14 protein-coding genes are annotated in these 19,097 nt (G+C 73.1%); 6 read left to right on the forward strand and 8 right to left on the reverse strand.

What is annotated here, in order from left to right; genetic code table 11:
• Positions 1–228 precede the first annotated feature (228 nt).
• From ACFVTC_RS38290 to ACFVTC_RS38300, 3 genes are all read right to left on the reverse strand, one after another.
• Positions 229–1,590, reverse strand: a complete 1,362-nt coding sequence (locus ACFVTC_RS38290) for a phosphomannomutase/phosphoglucomutase (protein ID WP_390133741.1) — start codon at positions 1,588–1,590, stop codon at positions 229–231.
• A 144-nt stretch (positions 1,591–1,734) separates the two neighbouring features.
• Entirely contained in the window at positions 1,735–3,351 is a 1,617-nt protein-coding gene (locus tag ACFVTC_RS38295; protein ID WP_390133743.1) for an L-lactate permease, read from the reverse strand.
• Positions 3,352–3,688: 337 nt separating this feature from the next.
• Positions 3,689–4,063 (reverse strand): DUF3499 domain-containing protein, encoded by a 375-nt coding sequence (locus ACFVTC_RS38300; RefSeq protein ID WP_211117995.1) that lies wholly within the window; start codon positions 4,061–4,063, stop codon positions 3,689–3,691.
• Positions 4,064–4,414: 351 nt separating this feature from the next.
• Between ACFVTC_RS38300 and ACFVTC_RS38305 the strand changes: the two genes are divergently transcribed.
• Positions 4,415–4,864 carry a metallopeptidase family protein gene (locus ACFVTC_RS38305; protein ID WP_329294883.1) on the forward strand — a complete coding sequence of 150 codons (450 nt, stop codon included), beginning with the start codon at positions 4,415–4,417 and terminating at the stop codon, positions 4,862–4,864.
• A gap of 60 nt (positions 4,865–4,924) precedes the next feature.
• Here ACFVTC_RS38305 and ACFVTC_RS38310 read toward each other — a convergent pair whose 3' ends face one another.
• The 3 genes from ACFVTC_RS38310 to ACFVTC_RS38320 all read right to left on the reverse strand — a co-directional run bounded on the left by ACFVTC_RS38310 (position 4,925) and on the right by ACFVTC_RS38320 (position 10,584).
• Positions 4,925–6,427: a DUF5719 family protein gene (locus ACFVTC_RS38310; protein ID WP_390133746.1), complete on the reverse strand. Its 1,503-nt coding sequence runs from the start codon at positions 6,425–6,427 to the stop codon at positions 4,925–4,927.
• A complete protein-coding gene (locus ACFVTC_RS38315) occupies positions 6,424–10,101 on the reverse strand; it encodes a glycosyltransferase (RefSeq protein WP_390133748.1) in 3,678 nt (1,225 codons plus the stop codon). Before ACFVTC_RS38315 ends, ACFVTC_RS38310 begins: the two co-directional genes overlap by 4 nt.
• Before the next feature lie 219 nt (positions 10,102–10,320).
• Complete coding sequence (locus tag ACFVTC_RS38320) at positions 10,321–10,584, reverse strand: WhiB family transcriptional regulator (RefSeq protein ID WP_003975777.1); 264 nt, start codon at positions 10,582–10,584, stop codon at positions 10,321–10,323.
• Between the two features lie 737 nt (positions 10,585–11,321).
• Between ACFVTC_RS38320 and ACFVTC_RS38325 the strand changes: the two genes are divergently transcribed.
• The 4 genes from ACFVTC_RS38325 (at position 11,322) to ACFVTC_RS38340 (ending at position 15,366) form a co-directional block, all read left to right on the forward strand.
• Complete coding sequence (locus ACFVTC_RS38325) at positions 11,322–11,810, forward strand: cysteine dioxygenase family protein (RefSeq protein WP_168528435.1); 489 nt, start codon at positions 11,322–11,324, stop codon at positions 11,808–11,810.
• 42 nt (positions 11,811–11,852) lie between these two features.
• Positions 11,853–12,818 (forward strand): 2-phospho-L-lactate transferase, encoded by a 966-nt coding sequence (gene cofD / locus ACFVTC_RS38330; RefSeq protein WP_390133750.1) that lies wholly within the window; start codon positions 11,853–11,855, stop codon positions 12,816–12,818.
• 56 nt (positions 12,819–12,874) lie between these two features.
• The gene (locus ACFVTC_RS38335) at positions 12,875–14,233 is read left to right on the forward strand and encodes a coenzyme F420-0:L-glutamate ligase (RefSeq protein ID WP_390133855.1); all 1,359 of its coding nucleotides are present in this window, start codon (positions 12,875–12,877) and stop codon (positions 14,231–14,233) included.
• A 119-nt stretch (positions 14,234–14,352) separates the two neighbouring features.
• Positions 14,353–15,366, forward strand: a complete 1,014-nt coding sequence (locus ACFVTC_RS38340) for a DNA-3-methyladenine glycosylase family protein (RefSeq protein WP_390133752.1) — start codon at positions 14,353–14,355, stop codon at positions 15,364–15,366.
• Between the two features lie 195 nt (positions 15,367–15,561).
• Here the strand turns inward: ACFVTC_RS38340 and ACFVTC_RS38345 are convergent, their stop codons facing one another.
• Positions 15,562–16,644 (reverse strand): sugar phosphate nucleotidyltransferase, encoded by a 1,083-nt coding sequence (locus ACFVTC_RS38345; RefSeq protein WP_390133754.1) that lies wholly within the window; start codon positions 16,642–16,644, stop codon positions 15,562–15,564.
• 175 nt (positions 16,645–16,819) lie between these two features.
• On the reverse strand, positions 16,820–18,193 hold the full coding sequence (locus ACFVTC_RS38350; protein ID WP_390133756.1) for a peptidoglycan recognition protein: 1,374 nt from the start codon (positions 18,191–18,193) through the stop codon (positions 16,820–16,822).
• 128 nt (positions 18,194–18,321) lie between these two features.
• Between ACFVTC_RS38350 and ACFVTC_RS38355 the strand changes: the two genes are divergently transcribed.
• Positions 18,322–19,077, forward strand: a complete 756-nt coding sequence (locus ACFVTC_RS38355; RefSeq protein WP_390133758.1) for a TIGR03089 family protein — start codon at positions 18,322–18,324, stop codon at positions 19,075–19,077.
• The last annotated feature ends 20 nt before the right edge of the window (positions 19,078–19,097 follow it).

Here is a 19,097-nt window from a genome sequence, read left to right on the forward strand (position 1 = left end):
CCGGAGCCGACAGCCCGCGCCGCACCGTCCCGATCGAGCCCGAGCCGACAGCCCACGCCGCACGGTCCCGGACGAGCCCGAGCCGACAGCCCACGCCGCACGGTCCCGGACGAGCCCGAGCCGACAGCCCACGCCGCACGGTTCCGGACGGTTCCGGACGGGACGGAGGCGTGGGCCCGCGCCGCGAGGGGCCGTGCGGCCGGCCCCCCGCCGTCGTCCGGGCCCGGTTCAGCCTCGGATGAGGTCCAGTACCTCGTCGCGGACCTTCGCCACCGTGGCCTCGTCCCTCGCCTCGGCGTTGAGCCGGAGGAGGGGCTCGGTGTTGGAGGGGCGGACGTTGAACCACCAGTCGTCCGCGGTGACGGTCAGCCCGTCGAGTTCGTCGATGGTGACGCCCTCACGGCCCTGGTAGGTGTCCCTGATCGCGGTGAGGCGGGCCGTCTGGTCGTCGACGGTGGAGTTGATCTCACCGGAGGCGGCATAGCGGTCGTACGCGGCGACGAGCTCGGAGAGCGGGCCGTCCTGGCCGCCGAGCGCGGCGAGGACGTGGAGGGCCGCCAGCATGCCCGTGTCGGCGTTCCAGAAGTCGCGGAAGTAGTAGTGCGCGGAGTGCTCGCCACCGAAGATCGCACCGGTGCGGGCCATCTCGGCCTTGATGAAGGAGTGGCCGACGCGGGTGCGGACCGGCGTGCCGCCCTGCTCGCGGACGACCTCCGGGACCGACCAGGAGGTGATCAGGTTGTGGATGACCGTACCGCCGCCGTGCTTGGCGAGTTCGCGGGAGGCCACCAGCGCGGTGACGGCGGACGGGGAGACCGGATCGCCGTGCTCGTCGACGACGAAGCAGCGGTCCGCGTCGCCGTCGAAGGCGATGCCGATGTCGGCGCCCTCGTCACGGACGCGCCGCTGGAGGTCCACGATGTTCGCCGGGTCCAGCGGGTTCGCCTCGTGGTTCGGGAACGTGCCGTCCAGCTCGAAGTACATCGGGACGAGGTCCAGGGGCAGACCCGCGAAGACGGTCGGGACGGTGTGCCCGCCCATGCCGTTGCCCGCGTCGACGACGACCTTCAGGGGGCGGATGGAGGTCAGGTCGACGAGCGAGCGCAGGTATCCCGCGTAGTCCTCCAGCGTGTCGCGCTGGGTGATCGTGCCCGCAGTGGCGTCCGAGGCCGGGGCTCCCGAGTCGAGCCAGGACTCGACGAGTTCGCGGATCTCGGAGAGGCCGGTGTCCTGGCCGACGGGGGACGCGCCCGCGCGGCACATCTTGATGCCGTTGTACTTCGCGGGGTTGTGCGAGGCCGTGAACATGGCGCCGGGCAGGTCGAACGCGCCCGACGCGTAGTACAGCTGGTCCGTCGAGCAGAGCCCGATCTCGGTCACGTCGACCCCGCGTGCCGCCGCCCCGCGCGCGAAGGCCCGCGACAGGCCGGGCGACGAAGGCCGCATGTCGTGCCCGATCACGATGGCTTCCGCTCCGGTCACCTGGACGAAGGCGGCCCCGAACAGCTCGGCCAGCGACTCGTCCCACTGGTCCGGGACCACCCCGCGTACGTCGTACGCCTTCACGAGCTGCGACAGATCAGCAGTCACGGCCAACCCTCCAGAAGTCCACTTCGGTCACCCCAAGCTACCCGTCCGTGCTGACGGTCCGCTGTGCGGCGGCCGATCGGACGCGCATCCGTCACCTGGGGAGCCCCACTCGTCACCCGGCGACAACGCACGGACCAGGTCCCGTCAGGGCAGCATCCACCCGAGGACGGGCGAGCTCTGCCCCAGCACGATCAGGCACATGATCAGCAGCAGCCCCCCGCTCCACGGCAGCACCTTGCGCAGCAGATCCCCCTCGCGGCCGGCGAGTCCGACCGCCGCGCACGCGATGGTCAGGTTCTGCGGCGAAATCATCTTGCCGAGGACGCCTCCCGAACTGTTGGCGGCGGCGAGCAGTTCGGGAGAGAGCCCCGACTCCTGGGCCGCGCTCACCTGGAGGGCGCCGAACAGGGCGTTCGCCGAGGTGTCGGAGCCGGTGACGGCCACGCCGAACCAGCCGAGGACGGGTGACAGGAAGGCGAGGCCCGCGCCCGCCGCGGCCACGAACTGACCGATCGTGGCGGCCTGCCCCGACAGGTTCATCACATAGGCGAGGGCCAGCACGGACGTGACGGTGAGGATCGCGAACCTCAACTCACGGACGGTGGCTATCCATTCCTCGACCGCCACGCGCGCGTGCACGCCGAGAACGGCGGCCGTGCACAGCCCGGCGAGCAGTACGAGGGTGCCGCCGGTCGCGACGACCGGGAGCGTGAAGACGTTGCCGGCGACCGGTTTGCCGGCCGGGTTCACGACGTTCAGGAAGGGCCAGTCGAACACCCTTGTCGCTCCCGCCAGCCAGTCCTTGACCGGCGGGATCTGCGCGACCGAGAAGACGATGACGATCAGGGCGTACGGGGCGTAGGCGCGCACGACTTCGGGGCGAGGATCCTCCTCGTCCAGATCCTCGCTGCGTACACCGGTCAGTACCGCGACGCGCACGGGCTCGGGGGCGGGTCGGCGCGCCCGCGGCAGGGCGACCAGGGCCGCGGCGCCCGCCAAGGCCGCGGCGATGTCGGCCAGTTGGGCCGAGACGTAGTTGGAGGCGGCGAACTGGGCGAGGGCGAAGGCGACTCCGCACGCCAGGGCGGGCGCCCATGCCTCCCGCAGCCCGCGCCGCCCGTCGACCAGCGTCACCAGCAGCAGGGGCACCACGAGGGCCAGCAGGGGCGTCTGACGGCCCACCACGGACGCCACCGAGTCCAGGGGCAGGCCGGTGACCTGGGCGAGGGTGACGACCGGTGTGCCCATCGCGCCGAAGGCGACCGGCGCCGTGTTGGCGACGAGTGCCACCACCGCCGCGCGCACCGGGTCGAAGCCGAGCGCGACCAGCATCACGGAGCAGATCGCGACGGGTGCGCCGAAGCCCGCGAGCGCCTCCAGGAGCGCGCCGAAGCAGAAGGCGACGACGAGTGCCTGGACGCGCGGGTCGTCGGAGAGGCGCCCGAAGGAGCGTCGCAGGATGTCGAAGTGCCGGGTGCGGACCGTCATCCGGTACACCCACAGGGCGTTGACGACGATCCACAGGATGGGGAAGAGGCCGAAGGCGGCTCCCTGGGCGGCGCTGGACAGTGTCTGGCCGACCGGCATCCCGTACGCGAACAGGGCGACCAGGGCGGCGGCGAGGAGACCGAGGAGGGCGGCCAGGTGCGCCTTCATGCGGACGCCGCCGAGCAGCACGAGGACGATGAGCAGGGGCAGGGCCGCGACGAGGGCGGACAGGCCGAGCGAGCCGGCGACGGGTTCCACTTCCTGGACGTACACGGGCGCCTCCCCGGGTTCGGCCGCACAGGAGATTCCGCGATGCGGAAAGCGATGTCTCACGGGTGCCGAAATAGTCGTGTCCGCGACAACCAGCCGTCAATGGGCGTGCACGGCCCTGTGACACCGGGGCGCGAGAGCCACGGTCGCCGGGCGCGTCGGGCGGCGGAGCGCGGGAAGCGGACGGCGAGAGCGCCCGGGTGTCCGGTGAGCCCGGAACGTAGGAAGTCGGCGGAGAGGACGCTCAGCTGTCCGGTGAGCCCGGAACGTAGGAAGCCGGCGGCGAAGGCGCTCAGCTGTCCGGTGAGCCCGGAACGCGGGAAGTCGGCGGCGAAGGCGCTCAGTTGTCCGGTGAGCGCAGCACCCGCAGGTGGCCGCGGCGGGCGACCTCCATCGGGTCCGCCGACCGCGCGCTGCCGCCGGCCTCGGCGGCGCGCTGCTGCGGACGGGCCGCCTCACGCACCGCGTTGGCGAGCGCCTCGAGGTCGTCACCACTGGGGCGGGAGGGGGCCGAGGCGTCGGCGAGCCGGACGACCTCCCAGCCGCGGGGCGCGGTGAGGCGCTCGGAGTGCTCGGCGCACAGGTCGTAGCAGTGGGGTTCGGCGTAGGTGGCGAGCGGGCCGAGGACCGCGGTCGAGTCGGCGTAGACGTACGTCAGCGTCGCGACGGCCGGACGGCCGCAGGCGGTTCGCGAACAGCGACGTACAGGGCTCACGACGTTGGACGGTACCGCACTCTTGAGCGGGCCGCGACGACTCTCCCCCAGGTCACCCCACCGTGTCGTGCTGTGAGACCGCCCACAGGGGCCTCCGGGGCCCCCTCGCCGACCTGGGGCGACCCCCGCCGCCGGAAGGCCGAACGGACCTGAATCCGTTCGCCACTTGGAACAAATCATGTCAATTGCCATGCGTGTGGCGGTCCTGGAGAGATACGGAATCGAGCCGAAGCTTGGCTGGAATGGTCATCCGGCGACATCCGGAACGCGCACCGGGCCCCGCCGCGGGCCCGCGGGCAGCCGCGTGGGGGCCGGGCGCGCGGTCGTCGCGGGGACTACGCTTCGTCAGTGATGGACACCCCTGTACCGCCCCGCGCCGCAGCACCCGGGCCCCGCCGCCGTGATCGCCACGGAAGGGGCATGCGCGGCCCCGTCGCGCCGCCCCAGGTGCCGCTGGCCGCGAGCCGCGCCGAGGTCTTCGCGGACCTCGTGCAGGACTCCGTGGAGCGTCTGGAGCGGCGCTGGCCGCAGCTCGCCGACATCGACTTCATGGTCCTGGAGGTGCCGCGCCTCGACGGCCCCGGCGAGAGCTGGAACGACGAGGCGGTGCCGCTGGGCGGCACGATCGCGGCGCACGAGGGCCATCCCGCGCGCGTGGTCGTCTACCGCCGCCCGGTCGAGATCCGCACCAAGGGCCGCGACGAGCGAGCCGCGCTAGTGCACGAGGTCGTCGTGGAGCAGGTCGCGGAACTGCTGGGTCTGACTCCGGAGACGGTGGACCCGCGGTACGGCGAGGAGTGAGGATCCACCGCGTCCGCCCGGGACCCGGTGGATCACCCGTACGGGATCACCCGTGCGTGATCAGCTCTTGAGCAGTACCGACAGGTCCTGGTCCGCCTCCGGGACCGCCACCGTCCCGTGGTCGTCCGGGAGCGTCTGGATCGTGAAGCCGGGTACGCCCTCCTGGGTGGAGGCGAGCGTCCGCGAGGCGTAGACGGACCCTCCGGAGACCGACTCGACCGTCAGGGCGTACGTCCCCCGCAGACCGCTCGGCGCGGGGGCGTCGACGTCCTGGGTCGTACCGCCCTTGATCGTGTACGTCTTCGTCGCCGGGGTGCCGCCCTCGCTGCCCGCGGACGCGGTGACCTTGACCTGGGCGGTTCCGCCGGGCGCGGACAGGGCGAGTGTGGTGCCCTTGGCGCTGTTGTCGGCGACCGTCGCGCGCGCGGCGACCGGAGCCGTGGCCGGGATGAACGCCGACTCCTGCTTGTCTCCCTTGCCGCGCACCACCCGCAGGGCGGCGACGACCGGCACCGGGGTGCCCCCGGTGGGGGTGAGCACCAGGGAGCCCGCCTCGCCGCGTGTGACGTCGCCGAGGTCGACCGCGGTGGTCATGCCGGACTTGATGTGGAGCGTCTCGTTGCCGGCCGGGGTGATCAGGCCCGAGGGCGAGGCGAGCCGCACCTTCAGGTCGGCGTCCTGGTCGCCGGGCGCGAAGGCGACCAGCCGCACGGAGGTCGCGTCCTTCGGGATGCCCGGCATGACGAGGCTGCCCGCCGGGTCGGTGGAGGCGCCCAGCCAGTCGCCGCCGGTGCGGTCGTCCAGGGCCTGGACGGCCGCGCCGACACGGCCGCTGCGGACGGTCACGTGGACCGTGAGGTCGGTCTGCGGCGCGCCGGTGAGCGTGCTCAGCAGGATCGGCTCGCTGGCGTGCGGCTGGACCGTGATGCCGTCGCCCACCGTGGACTTGAGGGTGCCGTCCTTGCCGTACAGCTCGATGTCGACGACGGCGGCCGAGTCGTCCGGGTTGGTCAGGTGCACGTAGTCGGTGCGGCTGTCCGCGGTGCTGGCGCCCGGGAACCAGAACTCGGTGTCCGGTGCCGTGCAGGCGGTGCCGAGCAGGCCGCGTCCGGTGCCCGCGGTGACCTCGGTGGTCTCCTGGACGGTCCAGCCGGGCGCGAACCTGCCCTCGGCGGTGCCGACCAGGGCGGGTCCCTCGGCGCCCGAACTGTCGCCGGTGGCCGGCTTGCCGGGCGCCTCGGGCTGCACGGCGGCCTTGGACGCCTTCTTGCCGGTCTTCTTGCCGCTCGGGGAGTCCGGCGACTCCTCGGTCGCGGGCTGCAGTTCGGCCTTGCCGCCGTCGCTCGTGCCCTGGGTGACGGGCGTGAACGACGTGTACGCCGTCTCCGCGAGGTCGGACGTGCTGGGCTGGGGGCACAGCAGGCGGCTGCGCTCCACGGGCCGCTGGACGGCCGCGCCCGTGGTGCCGGCGCCGGAGGCGGCGGGCGTGTCGAGCGTGGCGAATCCGGTGACGGCGGCGAGCGCGGCCGCGCCGGCGATCAGGGACAGGGTGGTGCGGTTCACTGCTGGCTCCCGTCGGGGCGCTCACTGTCGGTGCCGTGCGGCGGCTGCGGGGGCATCGGGGGCTGCTGCGGGTCGTACGCCGTCTCGTAGCCCTGCTGGTACGTCTGGTCGTACGACGTCGTGTTCCCGTACGCGTACGGGTCGTACTGGCCGGTCTGGTAGGGGTCCGCCTGGTACGGGTCCGCTTGGTACGGCTGTTCGTAGGTGCCCGCCGGGTACTGCTGCGTGCCCTGGTACTGCTCGCCGGCGTAGGAGCCGTAGTCGGCGCCCGCGTAGTCCGGCGCGTCCCATTCGGCGTACGTCTGCTGGTGCGGGACCGCGGCGGGACCGTGCTCCGGCTCCTCCTCCGCGGGCTGGGGGAAGTCCGCGTCCTGGTCCGGCGTGGCCTCGGCCTCGGCCTCCGCCTCGGCCTGGGCGCGCAGGCGGCGGGCGCGGCGACCCTCGCCCGTGACGTCCTGGGCGGGCAGGACCGGCTCCTCGGGAAGGTCGTCGTCGATGTCCCGGCGCCGACCGGGCAGGGCGAGGACCACGAGGACGACGGCGAGCGCGCCCTGTGCCCACAGCCAGCCGGTGTGGCTCAGCGGGGCGTCGAAGGCGACGTCCAGCCTGCCGCCGTTCGCGGGCAGTTCGAAGCCCTGTGCCCAGCCGTCGACCGTGGTGCGGGTCAGCGGCTTTCCGTCCAGGGTCGCCGTCCAGCCGGCGTCCGCCGTGTCGGCGAGGCGCAGGACGCGGCCCTCGGAGCCGGCGGGGACGGTGGTGTGCAGCTCCACGGGTCCGGCGGCGATGGCCAGCGGCTCACCACCGGACCTTGGGGCGATCGAGGCGCGCGAGACCTGGCGGTCCAGACGCCACAGCGCGCTTCCGTCCTGCTGGCTGAGCCGGGACAGACCCGGCGTGGCGTCCAGGACGCGGCTCACCTCACGGGGCGCGCCCTTGCGGACCAGGACGTAACGCACGGCGAATCCGCCGAGCTGGTCGGCCTGGTCGGCCCCGGAGCCGGCGACGAGGTTGGCGACGACCTTGTCGAGCCTCTTGTTCTCGCCGCCCGAGGCCGCGAGTTCGCCGTCGCCCATGCGTGCGCCGGACCCGCGCACGAGGGTGTAGCCGACGCGGGCGCCGGTGTCGCTGTCGAGCACCAGGGTGCGCGCCTGGTCGCGGGTGCCGCTCTCCTCGGCGACGAACGCCGGGACCTGCACCGGGTCGCGGCGCTCCACGGGACCGTCCGCGCCGCCGATGATCCATCCGACGGCCACGAGCAGCGGGCCCGCGACGGAGGCGAACGCGATGAGCGCGGCGACCGGCTGACGCCAGCCGAAGCTCTGTTCGGCCACGCGGGTGCGTGCCCCGTCGGCGCCGAGCACGGCGGCTGCGAGCACCGCGAGACCGTAGACCAGGGTGGCGGGGCCGGCCCACGCCGACTTGTTGGACAGCACGGCGAAGACGAGCGCCACCAGGGCGACGGCCCAGGCGGTCCAGACCGCGCGCTGCCGATCACCGCGCAGCAGGGCGGCCAGCCCGGCGAGCACGATGCCGATGAGCATCAGTCCGCTGACCGTGCCGGGGCCGCCGGGGCTGGCGCCCAGCAGGTCGAGTGCGGAGGCCGCGCTCTCGCCGTAGGGCAGGCCGGCCTCCTTGAAGAAACCGGACGGAAGCAGCGTCAGCGACCAGGGGGCGAGGACCAGCAGCGGGGTGCCGAGCTGGGCCAGGAACCGCGGCCCGTACGTGGTGAGCTCCCTGCGGCGCACGGCGAGGAGCGCGATCCCGAGGACCAGCGCGATGGGCCACACGATCGGTGTGAACGCCGTGGTGAACGTCAGCAGCAGGGCGTACGCCCAGGTGGCGCGCCAGCTGCCGCGCGCGCCGGAGGCGTGCGCCAGCCCGCTCGCCGCGATGCCCGCGCGGGCGATGAGCGGCAGCAGGATCGCGAGGAAGGCGGTGCCGACGCGGCCGCCCGCGAGCGCGCCGGCGGCGGCCGGCAGGAACGCGTACACCACGGACGCCCAGGCGCGCAGCAGGCGCGACTCGACGAGCGGGCGGGAGGCGAAGTACGCGGCGAAGCCGGCCAGCGGCACGGAGGCCACCATGAGCACGGTGACCGCGAGTCCGGTGGAGCCGAGGAGCAGCGAGGACAGCAGCGCGACGATCGCGAGGTAGGGCGGCGCGGACTCGGTGCCGCCGGCTCCCACCGGGTGCCAGCCGTCGAGGTAGCGCGACCAGAGCTCGGAGGCGTCGGCGGGCGCGGGCAGCAGCGCGCCGCCCGCGAGCGCCCCGCCGCCGAGGAGGCCGCGGCACGCCAGCAGGGAGACGAACAGCAGTACCAGGAAGAGCATCGGGCCGGGGTTGCGGGCGATGCGCTTGAGACGGGCGAACTGCTCGATCTCGAGGAAGTCGGCGTCGTCGCCGCCGGGCCCGGACTCGACGGCGCCGCCGTGCCGGCCGACGCCGGAGGTGGCCTCGGGGTCGTCGCTGCCCATGAGGCTGCCCGCGGCCTGCTCGACGGTGGCCCGCACGGTCGCGCCCGGGGGCGGGAACAGCGCGCGCAACTCGCCCTTGTCGACCTGGGGGCTGCCTCGCCTGCGGCGGCCCGCGAGGATCCGCTCGGGCCTCAGCAGGGTTCCGAGCAGGCCGCGGATCTCGTCGACGGCCTGTCCTGGGACCTTGCCGACGAGGTAGGCGAGGGTGCGCAGCAGGGTGCCGAGGACGAGCCGGAGCAGGATCCAGGGGAGCTGTGCCGTCCGGGCGTTGACGAGGAGGGTGTAGACGGCGCCCGCCTTGTCGACCTTGTGCGGGGAGGCGGAGGTGCGCCCCACGCAGTCGACGGTGCGGCGCTCGCGGGAGGCCGCCTCGGCGTGCCGGACGACCGCCTCGGGGGCGACCAGGACGCGGTGTCCCGCGGACTGGGCGCGCCAGCACAGGTCGATGTCGTCACGCATCAGGGGCAGACGCCGGTCGAAGCCGCCGAGCTCCTCGAAGACATCACGGCGGATCAGCATGCCGGCGGTGGACACGGCGAGCACGGGGTGGACGTGGTCGTGCTGGCCCTGGTCCTGCTCGCGTCGGTCCAGACCGGTCCAGCGGCGGCCGGAGTTGGCGATGGTGACGCCGACCTCCAGGAGGGCGCGCCGGTCGTACCAGCCGCGGAGCTTGGGGCCCACGACGGCGACTTCCTTGCCGAGCTCCTGCTCGTTCTCCACGACGCGGAGCATGTGGGCGAGGGCGTCGGGCTCGGGGGCGCAGTCGTCGTGCAGCAGCCAGAGCCACTGTTCGGGTTCGCCGTGCGGAAGATCCGGCATGTCGTACGCGTCGTCGCGCCAACTGCGGGTGACGGGGTCCCAGCCGCTGGGGCGCTTCAGGTAGGGCAGGTCGTCCGGGGTGAGCACACCGGCCCCGCGGATGGCCTCCTCGACGGCCTGGCCGAAGCCGGTCCGGCGGGCGAGGTGCAGCACCCGGTCGGCGCCGAGCGCGTCGGTGAGCAGCTGGGCGGAGTCGTCCGCGCTGCCGGTGTCGGCCGCCACCGCGTTCTGCACGGGGCGCTCCTGGCCGAGCAGGCCGGCGAGCGCGTCGGGCAGCCAGCGGGCGCCGTCGTGGGAGACGAGCACCGCGGTCACCACGTGGCGCGGGAACTCAGGAGCGGCAGCGTCTTGTTGGGCTGCCGTATGGCTGTGCACGGACATCGAGGTACGGGCCCCGGTTCGATGGACTGCGGTGGACGCCTGTGTCCGGCGGGGACAGCTGGACGTCTCGGACGAGGGCCCACACTAACGGCTGGGCAACACGGCGGCCCGCCGCCTGTGGATAACCCACCTGCGACGGGCCGTTCCTTACGTGTCGGTACGGAGAGGTGTGCGCCGTTCGGTCGGACGGCGGTCCGCTTCGGGCGGGGTCGTGCGCGGTCAGACGGCGGCCTTCTTCAGGCGGCGCCGCTCGCGCTCGGACAGACCGCCCCAGATGCCGAACCGCTCGTCGTTGGCGAGCGCGTATTCAAGGCACTCGGAGCGGACCTCACAGGCGAGACAGACCTTCTTGGCCTCGCGGGTGGAGCCGCCCTTCTCGGGGAAGAAGGACTCGGGGTCGGTCTGGGCGCACAGCGCGCGCTCCTGCCAGCCGAGTTCCTCGTCCGCGTCGTCGACCAGCAGTTGCTGCACCAGCTCGGTCATGTGCGCCCCTCGTCTGTCTTTCGCGTCCCCGTGATGCTGTCGTTACCGTTTTCGGCTGAACGACACGAGTGAAATTACAAGTGTGCCGATCCGGGCCAGTCAAGCCGAGATCTGCTATTGGGCCCCTTATTCACTCTGCGGAACCAAGGCTATGCGGAAAGTGTTCAAATCGGCATAAACCATGACAGCCTCAAGGGTCCGACCGGACCTCCGACCCGCTACAGGGAAGGACGTCCAGAAGTTCGATCTCGTTCCGACGCGCACCCCGAAGCGAACCGGATCACATTTGGATCACAGGATCGCGCCGAGGTTTGCGCGCCCGGTTGTGCGCCATGTGTCCGGGGCGACTACTGAGCAAACCTTTCGCCTTACAGATGAACCGGATGAGGTGAAACATCTCCCACATACCGGACAGGAAGTTGACAGTCCGGGTGTGAACCGGTGTGCTAGTGGGCATGCTCGCGAACTTGGCACGCACCTCGACCCGCACCGCCGGGTCCCAGGGTGCTGCCCTCGCTCGCCGCAGCTGTTGTCGCTGTTCCAGCTGTTGAGCCCCACCGCGCTCCGGCTGCCTCGCCGCCACTGAGGCGAATCCCCGCCCCCTTCAAGGGCGAACGCCCGCACCAGGGCACCTCATCCCCGTCCGCGACCCGGACGGGGCGGCCCTCCCCCACGTTCTCGGCTTCGCCCGGACAGTGGGGTCCCCCGCACTCACCGCCGAGGAAACCACCGCACCCATGAACAGCGACAGCGACCTCCAGATCGCCGGCGACATCCTCGAAGTCCCGCACCTGCTCCAGCCGCCGCGCGAGCACCCCGCCACCGTGGCCGACTTCGTCGGCCTCGCCCGCGCCGTCTCCGCCGACCGCTCCCGGTGGGAGCACCTCGTCCAGTACGACGCGACCTCACGCTGGTACCACCGGCTGCACACCGGGCCCGGCTACGAGGTGTGGCTCCTCTCCTGGGTGCCCGGACAGGGCAGCGGCCTGCACGACCACGGCGCCTCCTCCGGCGTACTCACCGTCCTGGACGGCGTGTTGACGGAGCGCACCGACCGCGGCACGCGCGCGTTGGGAGCGGGCGCGCAGCGGGTCTTCGCGCCCGGGTACGCCCACGAGGTCGTCAACGACTCCCTCGAACCGGCCGTGAGCCTGCACGTCTACTACCCGGGTCTCACCGAGATGCCGATGCACGGGGCGCGGTGCGCCGTCGCCGAGGTCCAGTAGCCGACTCACACCTTGTCCTGGCCGCCTGCGAGACTGGACACCATGCGCATTGTGGTTCTGGCAGGCGGCATCGGTGGTGCCCGGTTCCTTCGTGGTCTCCAGCAGGCCTCTCCGGACGCGGACATCACCGTCATCGGCAACACCGGTGACGACATCCACCTCTTCGGGCTGAAGGTCTGCCCGGACCTCGACACGGTGATGTACACCCTCGGCGGCGGCATCAACGAGGAACAGGGCTGGGGCCGGACCGACGAGACCTTCCACCTCAAGGAGGAGCTCGCGGCGTACGGGGTGGGGCCCGAGTGGTTCGGGCTCGGCGACCGCGACTTCGCGACGCACATCGTGCGGACCCAGATGCTGGGCGCGGGCTACCCGCTCAGCGCGGTCACGGAGGCCCTGTGCGACCGGTGGAAACCGGGCGTCCGGCTGATCCCCATGTCCGACGACCGCGTCGAGACCCATGTCGCCGTCACGCTGCCGGACAGCGGCGAGCGCAAGGTGATCCACTTCCAGGAGTACTGGGTGCGGCTGCGCGCCTCCCTGGCGGCCGAGGCAGTCGTGCCCGTCGGCGCCGAGCAGGCCAAGCCCGCGCCCGGGGTCCTGGAGGCCATCGCGGAGGCGGACGTGATCCTCTTCCCGCCGTCCAACCCGGTCGTGTCCATCGGCACCATCCTCGCCGTGCCCGGCATCCGGGAGGCCATCGCCGACGCGGGGGTGCCCGTGGTGGGCCTGTCCCCCATCGTCGGCGACGCGCCCGTACGGGGCATGGCCGACAAGGTGCTCGCGGCGGTCGGCGTGGAATCGACCGCTGCGGCGGTGGCCGAGCACTACGGCTCGGGCCTCCTGGACGGCTGGCTCGTCGACACCGTGGACGCGTCCGCCGTGGCGCGCGTGGAGAGCGCCGGCATCCGCTGCCGTGCCGTACCGCTGATGATGTCCGACCTCGACGCCGCCGCACGGATGGCCCGCGAGGCACTGACGCTGGCGGAGGAGGTGCGGGGCGCTTGAGCGGCGGACCGGTCGAGGACGAGGGAGCCACGGGCGACGTGAAGGCGACGGACGACATGGGCGGTACGCGTGGCGCGGGCGACGGCAGCGGTGGTACACGCGGCTCGGGTCCGGAAGCCGCTGTGGGCTACCGGGTCTGGGCCCTGCCCGGCCTTCCGGAGGTACAGCGGGGCGACGACCTCGCCAAGATCATCGCGGGGGCCGGGCCGGGGCTGGCCGACGGGGACGTCCTGCTCGTCACCTCGAAGATCGTGTCCAAGGCCGAGGGGCGCATGGTGGAGGCCGCCGACCGGGAGGCGGCCATCGACGCCGAGACCGTACGCGTCGTGGCGCGGCGCGGCGCGCTCCGGATCGTCGAGAACCGGCAGGGGCTCGTCATGGCCGCCGCCGGGGTCGACGCCTCCAACACGCCGACCGGGACCGTCCTGCTGCTGCCCGAGGACCCCGACGCGTCCGCCCGGACGATCCGGGACGGCCTGCGGGACATCCTCGGGGTGGACGTCGGCGTCGTGATCACCGACACCTTCGGGCGCCCCTGGCGCACCGGGCTCACCGACGTCGCCATCGGCGCCGCGGGCGTACGGGTCCTGGACGACCTGCGGGGCGGCACCGACGCGCACGGCAATCCGCTGAGCGCGACCGTGGTCGCCACCGCCGACGAACTCGCCGGCGCCGGTGACCTCGTCAAGGGCAAGGCCTCCGGGCTGCCGGTCGCCGTCGTGCGCGGGCTGCCCCAGGTGGTGGCCGAGGACGACGGCGCGGGGACACGCGCGATGGCGCGGGGCGCCCACGACGACATGTTCCGGCTGGGCACCTCCGAGGCCGTACGGGAGGCGGTGACCCAGCGGCGTACCGTACGGGCCTTCACCGACGAGCCGGTCGATCCGGGCGCCGTGCGGCGCGCCGTCGCCGCCGCGGTGACCGCGCCCGCGCCGCATCACACCACGCCCTGGCGGTTCGTGCTGCTGGAGTCCGCCCGGTCGCGTACTCGGCTGCTCGACGCCATGCGGGACGCGTGGATCGAGGATCTGCGCGGGGACGCGAAGAGCGAGGAGTCGATCGCCAAGCGGGTGCGGCGCGGCGACGTGCTGCGCAACGCGCCCTACCTGGTGGTGCCGTGCCTGGTGACGGACGGGTCCCACAGCTACGGCGACGCGCGCCGGGACGCCGCGGAGCGCGAGATGTTCGTCGTCGCCATGGGAGCGGGGGTGCAGAACTTCCTCGTCGCGCTCGCCGGGGAGCGGCTGGGCTCCGCGTGGGTGTCCTCGACGATGTTCTGCCGCGACGTCGTACGGGACGTGCTGGCGCTGCCGGACGACTGGGACCCGATGGGCGCCGTCGCCGTCGGGCACGCGGCCGAGGCGCCCAGGGCGCGGCCCGAGCGGGACGCCGGGGCGTTCGTCGAGGTGCGCTGACCGGCGGCCACAGGCGTCCGGGGACCCCGGTGCCCGGGGGACCTGGGCGACTGCCGTGTCCCCGGTGCCGGGAGCGCCTACCCTCGTAGGGCGACCCGAGCACCCCTAGGACCTCCTGAGTGGCTGGACGATTCACCCCCCGGCCGACGCGTACGACCGTGCGCGGCGGACACGTCGACGTGCCCGCGGGCGACGGCGGCGGCATACCGCGGCAGTCGGACGGACCCGGACTCGGACGGACCTGGACACCGCCCGGTCCGCTCGATCTCGGTCTGGTGCTCGGGCCGCTGCGCCGGGGGCCCGACGATCCGACCTTCCGCGCGGCACCGGACGGGTCCGTGTGGCGGGCCAGCAGGACACCCGCGGGGGCCGGGACACTGCGGGTCGCGGTGCGGGCCGGGGTGGTGCGGGCCGAGGCGTGGGGGCCGGGGGCCCGGTGGCTGCTCGAACAGCTGCCCGACATGCTCGGCGCGTCGGACGATCCCGCCGCCTTCGAGCCCCGCCACCGGCTGGTCGCGTCCACGCGGCACCGGCGGCCGGGGTTGCGGCTGACCCGTACCGGGTTGGTGCTGGAGTCGCTCATCCCGTCCGTTCTGGAGCAGAAGGTCACGACGGACGAGGCCTATCGGGCATGGCGGTTGCTCGTACGGAAGTTCGGCGAGCCGGCGCCGGGGCCCGCGCCGGAGCGGATGTACGTCATGCCGGCGCCCCGGACCTGGGCCCTGATCCCCTCCTGGGAGTGGCACCGGGCCGGAGTCGACAACAAGCGGGCCTCGACGATCCTGCGGGCCGTGCGGGTGGCGGCACGGCTGGAGGAAGCGATGGGCATGGAGGCCGAGCGGGCACAGGCGCGGCTGGAACTGGTGTCCGGGATCGGGCCGTGGACCTCGGCGGAGACCGTGCAGCGCAGTCATGGGGCTGCGGACGCGGTGACGGTCGGGGATCTTCATCTGCCGGGGATCGTGGGGTACGCGTTGGCGGGGGACCGGGACGCGGACGATGCCGTGATGCTCGCGTTGTTGGAGCCGTACGCGGGGCAGCGGCATCGGGCCGCGCGGTTGATTCTGTTGTCGGGGCGGGGGCCGGCACGGAGGGCTCCGCGGATGCCGCGGGGGGATATCGGGCGGTTGTGATCCTGGAGTGGGTGGGTGGGTGGGTGGGTGGGTGAGGTGACGGGGCCGGGTGTTCCTCGCCCCCGCCGCCCCTACCCGTCCCATCCAGGGGCTCCGCCCCGGCCCCCGCCAGGGGCTCCGCCCCCGGAGCCGGGAGCCCTGAGGGCTGGTCCTCAAACGCCGGACGGGCTGAGGACGCGCCCCCGCGGCGGGTGGTTACTGGTCCGAGGAGAAGCGGAGTGCTCCCGCCGGGATGTGGGCCTCGCACCAGATGCGTACGCCCTCGCGGAGTTCGTTGTCGGGGCCGATCACCGCGCCGTCGCCGACAACCGTGCCGGACAGGACGGTGCGTTCGCCGATGCGGGCGCGGGCGCCGACGAGGGAGTCGGTGATGACGGCGCCGGGTTCGACGACGGCGCCGGACAGGATGGTGCTGCCCGCGACGCGCGCGCCCTCCCCGACGTGGGCGCCCTCGCCCACGACCGTGCCGCCCGTCAGCTTGGCGTCCGGGGCGACCCGGGCCGTGGGCAGGACCAGACGGTCGCCGCAGCGGCCGGGGACCGCCGGAGAGGGCGCACGGCCGAGGACCAGGTCCGCGGAGCCTCTCACGAAGGCCTGGGGGGTGCCCAGATCCAGCCAGTAGGTCGAGTCCACCATGCCCTGGAGGTGGGCCCCGGTGGCCAGCAGTTCCGGGAAGGTCTCCCGTTCCACCGAGACCGGGCGGCCCGCGGGGATCGAGTCGATGACGGAGCGGCGGAAGACGTACGCCCCCGCGTTGATCTGGTCGGTGACGATCTCCGCGGGCGTCTGGGGCTTCTCCAGGAAGGCCGTCACCCGGCCCGAGGCGTCCGTCGGGACCAGACCGTACGCCCGGGGGTCATCGACCCGGGTCAGGTGCAGGGACACGTCCGCGCCCGTCGACTCGTGCGTCGCCACCAGCGCCTGGATGTCCAGCCCCGTCAGGATGTCACCGTTGAAGATCAGGACCGGCTCGTGCGGGCCCGAGTGGAGGCGCGCGGCGACGTTGCGGATCGCGCCGCCCGTGCCGAGGGGCTCCTCCTCGGTGACGTACTCGATGTGGAGCCCCAGCGCCGAGCCGTCACCGAAGTACGGCTCGAAGACCTCGGCCAGGTAGGAGGTCGCGAGGACGATGTGCTCGACGCCCGCCGCCCTCGCCCGCGCCAGCTGGTGCGTGAGGAAGGGCACCCCGGCCGCCGGAACCATCGGCTTGGGGGTGTTCACCGTGAGCGGGCGCAGCCGGGTGCCTCTGCCACCGACCAGGAGGATCGCTTCTGTCACCTGTCGTCTCTGCTTCCTGCCGGGACCGGCCGAAGGGTGTTCCGGCCGGTCAGTGTATGCAGTCCGTTCGATGGCGCCTTCGACAGCGGTGGGTGTCCTCGATGGCCGGGGCCGACGACCGGGCCGGACGGCCGGGTCCGTCGGACGTGGGGCTCCGCGAGGGCCTCCAGCCCTCTCAGCGGCCCTGGTACCGGGCCGCGCTCGTCCGGGCCGAGCCGAGTTTGCCGTACAGGAGCCGTCCTGGGCACTCCGTGGCGAACCCGTCCCGATGGCCGGAGATCACGTTGAGTCGTACGTTCTTGCCTTTTCGGTAGAGATTGCCACCGCCGGACTTCAGGTATGTCTTGCCGCGCGGATTGACTCCGTAGAGACCGAGCTTCCACGCCGTGAGCCGCGCGACGGCTCCCAGCGCGGCGGCGGTCGGCCTCGTGTCGGCGAAGGTGCCGAGGACGGCGATCCCCATCGTGTCGTTGTTGAAGCCGAGGGTGTGGGCGCCCATGACGGGCTTGGCCACGCCCCCGGCCCGGCCTTCGTAGATGTTTCCGCACTTGTCGACGAGGAAGTTGTAGCCGATGTCACGCCAGCCGCTGCTCTTGACGTGGTAGCGGTAGATACTGCGGATGACCGAAGAGGCTTGCGAGCAACGGTAGTTGTTGCCGGATGCCGTGTGGTGCACGAAGGCGGCCTTCACCTTTTTGGTGTACACGAGACCCTGCTCGCGCAGCCCCTCGTCCGCGCCCCACCCGCGCCGGGTCACGATGCGCGGGCGCGCGCCGATGTACGGCTCCGCACGCGGTTCGCCCGGGTGGGCGGCGAGGTACTCGCGCTCGGTGCGGGCCTTGGAGAGTGCCGGGATCGCGGCGGCGCCGAGCGGCGCGAGCGCGGCGTTCGCGGCGGTCGCTTCGTGGGCGGCGGACGTGGTGACCGCGACGGCGTCCAGGGCGGTGGACACGGAGTCCGTCCCGGCGAAGCGGCCGCCCGCGGTCGACCTCCCCCGCGACGAGGGCTCCTCGCCGGGGTCGACGAGTTCGAGGTGCATGCCCCTGGGGAGCGGTGACTCCCCGGGTGCGGTCGAGCGTTCGTCCACCTCCGCCTGGACGCGCACCTCGACGCCGTCGGAGTCCCCGACCCACAACGGCGCCGTGGAGCCGCGCACCCGGCCCGAGGCGCTCTCGGCGCTGTCGGGGTCGGCGCCGTGTTCGTGGTTGTGCGTCTCGATGTCCCGCCAGCCGGTCCAGTGGCGGGTGCCGAAGGCGCGGGTACGGACCTGGACGCGCCCGCGCAGTTCGGTGTCGGGGTCGTCCCAGATGACGCCGACGAGCGAGAACGACCGTACGGCCCGTCTGACGACCCCTTGTTCGGGCGCGGCGGATCCGAGGGCGCGACCGTCGCCGAGCGGGACGAGCGGGAGGGATTGGGTGCTGCCCGGGACGGCGGGCCCGGTCGTCGCCGCCTGGGGTCCGGCCTGTGCCGGGGCGGACAGGGCCAGCGGAAGGGCGAGAGCGGCCGCGCAGGTGACGCCGACCGAGGAAGCAAGGAATCCACGCATGCCCCTGATCGTGGACATAGTCATACATATCTGTCCATTGGGGATGTGACGGACCGTCTGCTGCGCTCGGCCGAACCGGTGGCACGGCCGGTCCGTCCCGCGCGCGGGGTCCGCGTACGCTTCTGCGCGTGAACGCCATCGATCGCACCCCTGCCGACCTGCTGCGATCCGCGCTCGCCGCGGACCCCGCACGCCCGCTGGTGACCTTCTACGACGACGCCACGGGTGAACGTGTCGAATTGTCCGTGGCCACCTTCGCCAATTGGGTGGCCAAGACCGCCAACCTGCTCCAGGGCGAGCTGTCCGCCGAGCCCGGCGACCGGCTGGCGCTGCTGCTGCCCGCGCACTGGCAGACGGCGGTGTGGCTGCTGGCGTGTTCGTCGGTGGGAGTGGTCGCGGACGTGGGCGGCGACCCCGCCGCGGCCGGCCTCGTGGTCAGCGGGCCGGACACGCTGGAGGCGGCCCGCGCCTGCTCCGGGGAGCGGATCGCGCTCGCGTTGCGGCCGCTCGGCGGGCGCTTCCCGCAGGCGCCGGCGGGCTTCGCCGACTACGCGGTGGAGGTGCCGAGCCAGGGGGACCGGTTCGTGCCGTACGCGGTGGTGGACCCGGAGGAGCCGGCGCTGATCGTCGCCGGGGCGGAGTACACGGGGGCCGAGGTCGTGGAGCGGGCCCGGTCCGGCGCGCCCTCGCTCGGGCTGACGGGACCCGGTTCGCGGATCCTGTCGGGGCTCGCGTACGACACCTGGGAGGGGCTGAGCGCGGGCCTGTACGCACCGCTGTCGACCGGTGCGTCCGTGGTGCTGTGCCGGCACCTCGAGCTGCTGGGTGAGGAAGGGCTGGCGAAGCGGGTGGAGAGTGAACGGGTGACCGCGACGGCCCGCTGACGCGGGGCGGCGCCGGCGCC

The sequence above is a fragment of the Streptomyces sp. NPDC057950 genome (genome assembly GCF_042887295.1).
GTDB classification, from domain to species: domain Bacteria; phylum Actinomycetota; class Actinomycetes; order Streptomycetales; family Streptomycetaceae; genus Streptomyces; species Streptomyces kaempferi.